Here is a 5,932-nt window from a genome sequence, read left to right as displayed (position 1 = left end):
GTATAGTATCTTATTTTTAGAGTTTCTTGATTATGATTAATTCACAAAAATACAACATAATTTATCCCTATTCTGTTAACTAGATCACACACTTTCCTAAAAACCAAGATAGGATAGTATATTAATAAGCTTTTGACGCTACGAGGGTGTTCATCTCATGAATTATTTGCTAAGTTGGCCTTGTGGCTGTTGCGACGATTGGAAAGATCGCTCCGAGAGTGGTGTGGCGATCAGAAACGGGCAGCGCATTTGTCAGTCGTGCTACGATCGCAAATACAAGAATCAGAAGTCATCCGCCAAACTCCGGCGATCGAATATATCTGTCCCGCAACACCCAGTAACAGAGACTTTGCCGTATTAAAACCCGGTCTTCTTACCCTCCAAGTATTTCGCAAACCTTCCCTCAGCAGTTGCAAGTAACAGTGAACTAAAAACCAACAATTTACTCATCAGTTATCAGTCATCGGTGATTGGTAATCTGTCACTAACTTAGTTATCGATCGTCAGTCACCTTAAAATCAGGTGACTGATTTTAAATTAAAAAACTAATGACTGACGACTAATAACTAATGATATCATGTCCGGTCGATTACCAATAGTAAAAACCGTTTGAGCGTTCGGACTTCAGTCCTCGGAAGAAGGACTCTTCGTCCTCACTACAAACCTTACTTATCGCGCTCAATCGACCGGACATGATATGACTAATAACTAAATGATAGTTCCATCAGGAATCGTGGCGTTTTTCAGGACTACGACAATTCCACTGCGGATATAAAAACCTTGGTTTTCGCGGTTGGCTTCTTCCACTCGGTCTTTATTAATTATTTGAACGTTGCGGCCGATGCGGGTATTTTTATCCACAATCGCGCGGCGAATTGTAGTATCCGCACCGATACCGAGGGCGACACCGCCGTTGTCCAAACTCGAATGCCGTTCGGCGTCAGGTTCGTAGAAGTCAGCACCCATAACCAGCGTATCTTGAATCGTACATCCAGCTTCAATGCGCGATCGAACTCCCAACACCGAGTGGTCGATGCGGCACTCTTTGAGAATGCAGCCTTCAGCAATAATCGATTCAGTCACGTGAGTGTTTAAAAGCTTAGTCGGCGGCAAGAAACGCGGGCGAGTGTAAATCGGCGCTTTCTCATCGTAGAAACTAAAAGGAGGCTTAGGCTGTTTAGTCAGAGCCAAATTAGAATCGTAAAAAGCCTCAATTGTTCCGATATCTTCCCAGTAATCGTCAAACAAATAAGCTTGAACGTTGTGGTCTTTTGAAGAATTCGGAATAATCTCTTTACCAAAATCAGTTTGGTTTGGAGATTCTTTCAGAAGTTTAATCAAAACGTCTCTTTTGAAGATATAAATCCCCATCGAAGCAATGTAAGGACTTTCCTGAGCCTGCTGCGCTGTCAGTCCCAGTTTAGTAGTATCCACCTGCATTTGTTTGAGCGCATCGCCTTTTGGCTTTTCGCTGAAAGAAACAATGCGCCCGCTTTCGTCGATTTTCATCAAACCAAAATCCGAGGCCCGCTTCTCGTCCATTGGCAAAACCGAGAGGGTGATATCGGCATTGGTTTCGCGGTGTCTCTCCACAAACTTCTGGTAGTCCATGCGGTAGAGGTGGTCGCCTGAGAGAATCAAGTATTCGTCAACGTCCCACTGTTCTAGCAGCGAGAGATATTGGCGAACTGCGTCTGCTGTCCCTTGGAACCAGTTGGCGTTTTCCTGAGTTTGCTGGGCGGCGAGCACCTCGACAAATCCCTCGCTGAAGCCAGAAAACTGGTAAGTGCGGGCGATGTGCCGGTTCAGCGATGCCGAGTTGAATTGGGTGAGAACGTAGATTTTGAGTATTTCGGAGTTGATGCAATTGCTGACAGGGATATCGATGAGGCGATATTTGCCGGCCAGGGGAACTGCGGGTTTGGCCCGCAGTTTGGTTAGGGGGTAAAGGCGGGTGCCTACACCGCCACCGAGGATGATGGCTAAGACTTTTTTCAAGGAACTTTCTCCCTAGGGTCGATTAACTCTCCAAGTATAGTGTCGGATGGTAGGGGCTTCTTGACAAGGGGGGAGCAGGGAAGTTTTGAGTTTTGAGTGATGAGTTCAGTCGGTTGCGCTCAAGTGCGGTTTTTTAATCCAAGTAGTTTGTTCCAACTTTCAATCAGATTAAAAAACCGGGTTTATGAGAGTTGGAGTGGGGACGGGATTGGAGTTTTGAGTTTTGAGTTTTGAATTCAAATACTGATCAATAAATAATGGATATTTGAAAAATTTTTAGTTTTGAGAGCGAATACTAATCAATAAATAAGCGTAGTTTATCGAAAGAATAAGGTTCGGAGTTTTGGCTGTCAATTACAAGTTTTATGGGTTAATTCTCGGTTCTGGCAATTTCTCGATCGAGGCTCGCTCGCCCTATTATTACGGATCCCCCGCCAGCGCTCTCACTTTGAACCCCTAGAATGCTCTGTTTTTGCCCCAAGAGCTTGCGTTGAGCTTGAGTTCGATCCGGTCTTTTTCCTGGCGTTTTTGCTTTGTGAGGCGAGTCCGACTCCACAGTCAGGAAGCCGAGCCCGTCGCGACGATCGACTTTTAGGGTAGAATCAGTTGGAAATCTGAGGTTGACTGCAAATTTTTACGAGTTTTGTCGATCGGTCGATCGACAAAACTCGATCGAGTGTATATTTTATACCAAAAGCTATATCCCGTAGCAACCTCTGCTACTGTAGCCTCAGCCATAGCAAGCTAGGAAAATTGTATGCAAATTCAAACCCCCGACTGGGTTAAACACGCCGTATTCTACCAAATATTCCCCGATCGCTTTGCCAAAAGCAAACAGCCCCGCAAACGCCTCCTGCAAAACTTCATGTGGGAAGAATGGCACGAAATCCCTACCCTCCAAGGCTACAAAGGAGGCGATTTGTGGGGGGTAATGGAAGAGCTAGATTACTTGCAAGATTTGGGGATTAATGCGATTTACTTTACCCCCATTTTTCAGTCGGCCTGCAATCACCGCTACCACACCCACGACTACTACCAAGTAGATCCGATGTTCGGCGGTAATCCAGCTTTTAAAGAGCTTATAGATGCCGCGCACGATCGCAACATCAAAATCGTTCTCGACGGCGTATTCAACCACGCCAGCCGCGGCTTCTTCTTCTTCCACGACATCCTGGAAAACGGCCCGGGTTCTCCCTGGTTAGATTGGTTTCAAATAGAAGGCTGGCCGCTATCTGCTTACGACGGCAATTTCCCGGCTAATTATCTTGGTTGGGACGGCAATCGAGCTCTGCCTGTATTCAACCACGACAATCCAGAAGTGCGAGAATACATCATGGAAATCGCCGAATACTGGATTAAATTCGGCATCGACGGCTGGCGGCTGGATGTTCCTTTTGAAATTAAAACAGAGGGATTTTGGCAGGAATTTCGAGACAGAGTGAAAGCTGTTAATCCCGAAGCTTACATCGTTGGCGAAGTCTGGCTGGACGCGCGGGAATGGCTGGACGGAACGCAATTTGACGGCGTAATGAATTATCTGTTTACGGCTCCAACTATTGCTTTTGCTGCGGGCGATCGAGTAGATATTACCCAACTAGAAGGTCGCTCTTATTACCCCTATCCGGCGCTGTTTGCTAAACAGTACGGAGAGAAGATTCAGCAAGTTTTGGAATTATATCCGTGGGAAATACAGCTAACTCAACTCAACTTGTTGGCCAGTCATGATACTGCCCGGTTGCTATCAATCGCTGGAGAGGACAAAACAAGCGTTGAAATTGCTACTTTGCTGCTGTTAACTTATCCCGGAGCTCCCAGCATTTATTACGGCGATGAAGTTGGTTTGCCCGGTGCTCTAGATCCAGATTCTCGCCGCAGTTTTCCCTCGGCAGCTCACTGGGAACTTGATGTTTTAGATTACCACAAACAGTTGATAGCTTTGCGCCACAAATACGCCGCCCTCCGCACTGGGACTTACCAAATTCTGTTTGCTGAAGGCACGGTTTACGTTTTTGCCAGAATTTTAGGGGAGGAGGAAATAGTTGTTGCTGTTAATGTCGCAACTGAACAGGTAAGTGCGAGCTTTGAAACACCTAGTTTGAAATCTCCTCACGATAAATTGCTGTTTGGCAAAGGTGAGTTTGTTTGGAAAAGTGAAGGCGAAACTCGGAAGTTAGAATTGAGTCTGCCCGCGCGATCGGGTTTAATTATCGGTTCAGCTAATTAGGCTCGTGAATTAAATAATTTACACATATTTGTGGGACGGGCTCTCCCTCCCATCCCACAATAACAATAAAAATGGTAAGTTATTTAATTCTCATTCCTTAGCGATTTACGAATTAATTGGGTTCGCAACTCAACTGCGAACCTGATGAAATACGCAGGCAATCTATTGGTAATACCACAACGACAGGTATCAGCAAACTAAGCTGGGCTAAGCAGAACAACTACCAATTGTTTCTCAAAATATATGACGAAACGGTTAAGGATATTAGCAGCGTTCCCTCGGTTGAGCGGCTGGTTTGCCCAGAATTTAGGTGTAAGCAACGTTCGCAAAGAACAGGTATACTTGGACATTGCTAAATCCGTGACGCTGACGGATGCCAGTTATTGGATTCAGGTTTTGTTTGCTGCTGGTATCGCCACCTTGGGTTTGGTGTTGAACAGTCCGGTCGTCATCATTGGTGCGATGCTGATTTCACCCTTGATGGGAGTATTTTGGCGAATGGGCTGGCTCTAGCCACTGGAGACGCGATCTTAGCGCTGCGGGCTATTATTCATCTAATTTTGAGCTGCGGGCTTGCTATTTCTTTTGCTGTTGTGTTGGTATTGATTCTGCCATTTAAGGAAATGACCGGCGAAATTCTGGCGAGAACTCAGCCAAATCTGCTGGATTTAGTGATTGCGCTATTTTCTGGGGCTGTGGGAATTGAAATGAGTTCTGCTCGATCGCCATCTGAAATTGGATCGCCCGCCGATCGAGCGATCGCAATCCGCAATTACCTGGAAACAAAATGGCAAATTGGAGCCGAGCGCTACATTAGGAAAACTGCAACAGCAACCCAACCCATTGTCCAATTGAAAACTACTCTCAAAAAACTGCCCAAAAATTCCTCACCCTCTGTTCTGCAGGATGCGGTTGAAGGAGAATTGACACGCTGACAATTCCTGATGCTCGTGTCGAAAAGCAAATACCCATTTTTGGGCGGGTCAAAAATCTATGCAACACCATAATTACTAATCGGAATTTGAAAAATGATAGAGACGAGTCTACAAGAAGTTGCGATCGAACAAAATTTGAAGCAATTTTTGCTGGTGCTTTCGGTTTCTTTGAGTGTCGCCACTCTGCCACAAATTGTTAGCTGGTTTCGCCGAATTCCCTATACGCTGCTGCTGGTGATTGTGGGAGCTGGTCTGGCCTTGGTCGATGTGCGATTGGTCAATCTTTCGCCCGAATTGATTCTGTTGATTTTTTTACCGCCTCTGCTGTTTGAAGCTGCTTGGAATTTGAAATGGTCGAGCTTGAAACAGGATTTAATTCCTATTTGTCTTTATGCTGTTTTCGGTGTGCTGATTTCCATTGCGGGTGTGGCAATTGGTTTGAATCAATTTGCCGATCTTTCTTTGGGAACCGCGCTGCTGATTGGGGCTACCCTTTCAGCTACCGATCCGGTTTCGGTGACGGCTTTGTTTCGGGAGTTGGGGGTTGACAAGCGTCTCACCACTTTGATGGAAGGCGAAAGTTTGTTTAATGACGGAATGGCAGTTGTGGCCTTTGGATTTCTGGCTGCTTTTGCTCAGGGAACTACTAATTTATCGCCGGGGCCGATTTTGCTCGAGTTGATAACGGTGGTGGGGATTGGGCTGGGGATTGGAGGGCTGATTGGGTTTGCCATTTCTTATCTGACGCAGCGCTTCGATCTGCCTCTGGTGGAGC

The 5,932-nt window shown here is 46.0% G+C and carries 7 protein-coding genes; 5 read left to right on the top strand and 2 right to left on the bottom strand.

What is annotated here, in order from left to right:
• Positions 1 to 180 precede the first annotated feature (180 nt).
• Complete coding sequence (locus tag IQ270_RS27205; RefSeq protein WP_193976272.1) at positions 181 to 420, top strand: hypothetical protein; 240 nt, start codon at positions 181 to 183, stop codon at positions 418 to 420.
• Positions 421 to 708: 288 nt separating this feature from the next.
• Here the strand turns inward: IQ270_RS27205 and IQ270_RS27200 are convergent, their stop codons facing one another.
• Entirely contained in the window at positions 709 to 1,998 is a 1,290-nt protein-coding gene (locus IQ270_RS27200; RefSeq protein WP_193976271.1) for a glucose-1-phosphate adenylyltransferase, read from the bottom strand.
• Between the two features lie 591 nt (positions 1,999 to 2,589).
• On the bottom strand, positions 2,590 to 2,736 hold the full coding sequence (locus IQ270_RS27195; RefSeq protein ID WP_193976270.1) for a hypothetical protein: 147 nt from the start codon (positions 2,734 to 2,736) through the stop codon (positions 2,590 to 2,592).
• A 19-nt stretch (positions 2,737 to 2,755) separates the two neighbouring features.
• Between IQ270_RS27195 and IQ270_RS27190 the strand changes: the two genes are divergently transcribed.
• The 4 genes from IQ270_RS27190 to IQ270_RS27180 all read left to right on the top strand — a co-directional run.
• Positions 2,756 to 4,222: a glycoside hydrolase family 13 protein gene (locus IQ270_RS27190; RefSeq protein WP_193976269.1), complete on the top strand. Its 1,467-nt coding sequence runs from the start codon at positions 2,756 to 2,758 to the stop codon at positions 4,220 to 4,222.
• A gap of 243 nt (positions 4,223 to 4,465) precedes the next feature.
• Entirely contained in the window at positions 4,466 to 4,735 is a 270-nt protein-coding gene (locus IQ270_RS31540) for a hypothetical protein (RefSeq protein WP_228056748.1), read from the top strand.
• Positions 4,714 to 5,157: a DUF389 domain-containing protein gene (locus IQ270_RS31535; protein WP_228056747.1), complete on the top strand. Its 444-nt coding sequence runs from the start codon at positions 4,714 to 4,716 to the stop codon at positions 5,155 to 5,157. Before IQ270_RS31540 ends, IQ270_RS31535 begins: the two co-directional genes overlap by 22 nt.
• A gap of 93 nt (positions 5,158 to 5,250) precedes the next feature.
• On the top strand, positions 5,251 to 5,932 hold a 682-nt coding region (locus IQ270_RS27180; protein WP_193976268.1), incomplete at its 3' end, for a cation:proton antiporter.

It is taken from the genome of Microcoleus sp. LEGE 07076 (assembly GCF_015207455.1).
In the GTDB taxonomy this organism is placed as follows: domain Bacteria; phylum Cyanobacteriota; class Cyanobacteriia; order Cyanobacteriales; family Microcoleaceae; genus Microcoleus.
Note: the sequence above shows the minus strand (reverse complement) of the source record. Positions and strands in the feature narration are given on the sequence as shown.

Bases quoted from the DNA above. Each gene is read 5' to 3' on its own strand.
- IQ270_RS27195 (WP_193976270.1), bottom strand. From the start codon at position 2,736: ATGGCTGAGGCTACAGTAGCAGAGGTTGCTACGGGATATAGCTTTTGG.
- IQ270_RS27190 (WP_193976269.1), top strand. From the start codon at position 2,756: ATGCAAATTCAAACCCCCGACTGGGTTAAACACGCCGTATTCTACCAA.
- IQ270_RS31540 (WP_228056748.1), top strand. From the start codon at position 4,466: ATGACGAAACGGTTAAGGATATTAGCAGCGTTCCCTCGGTTGAGCGGC.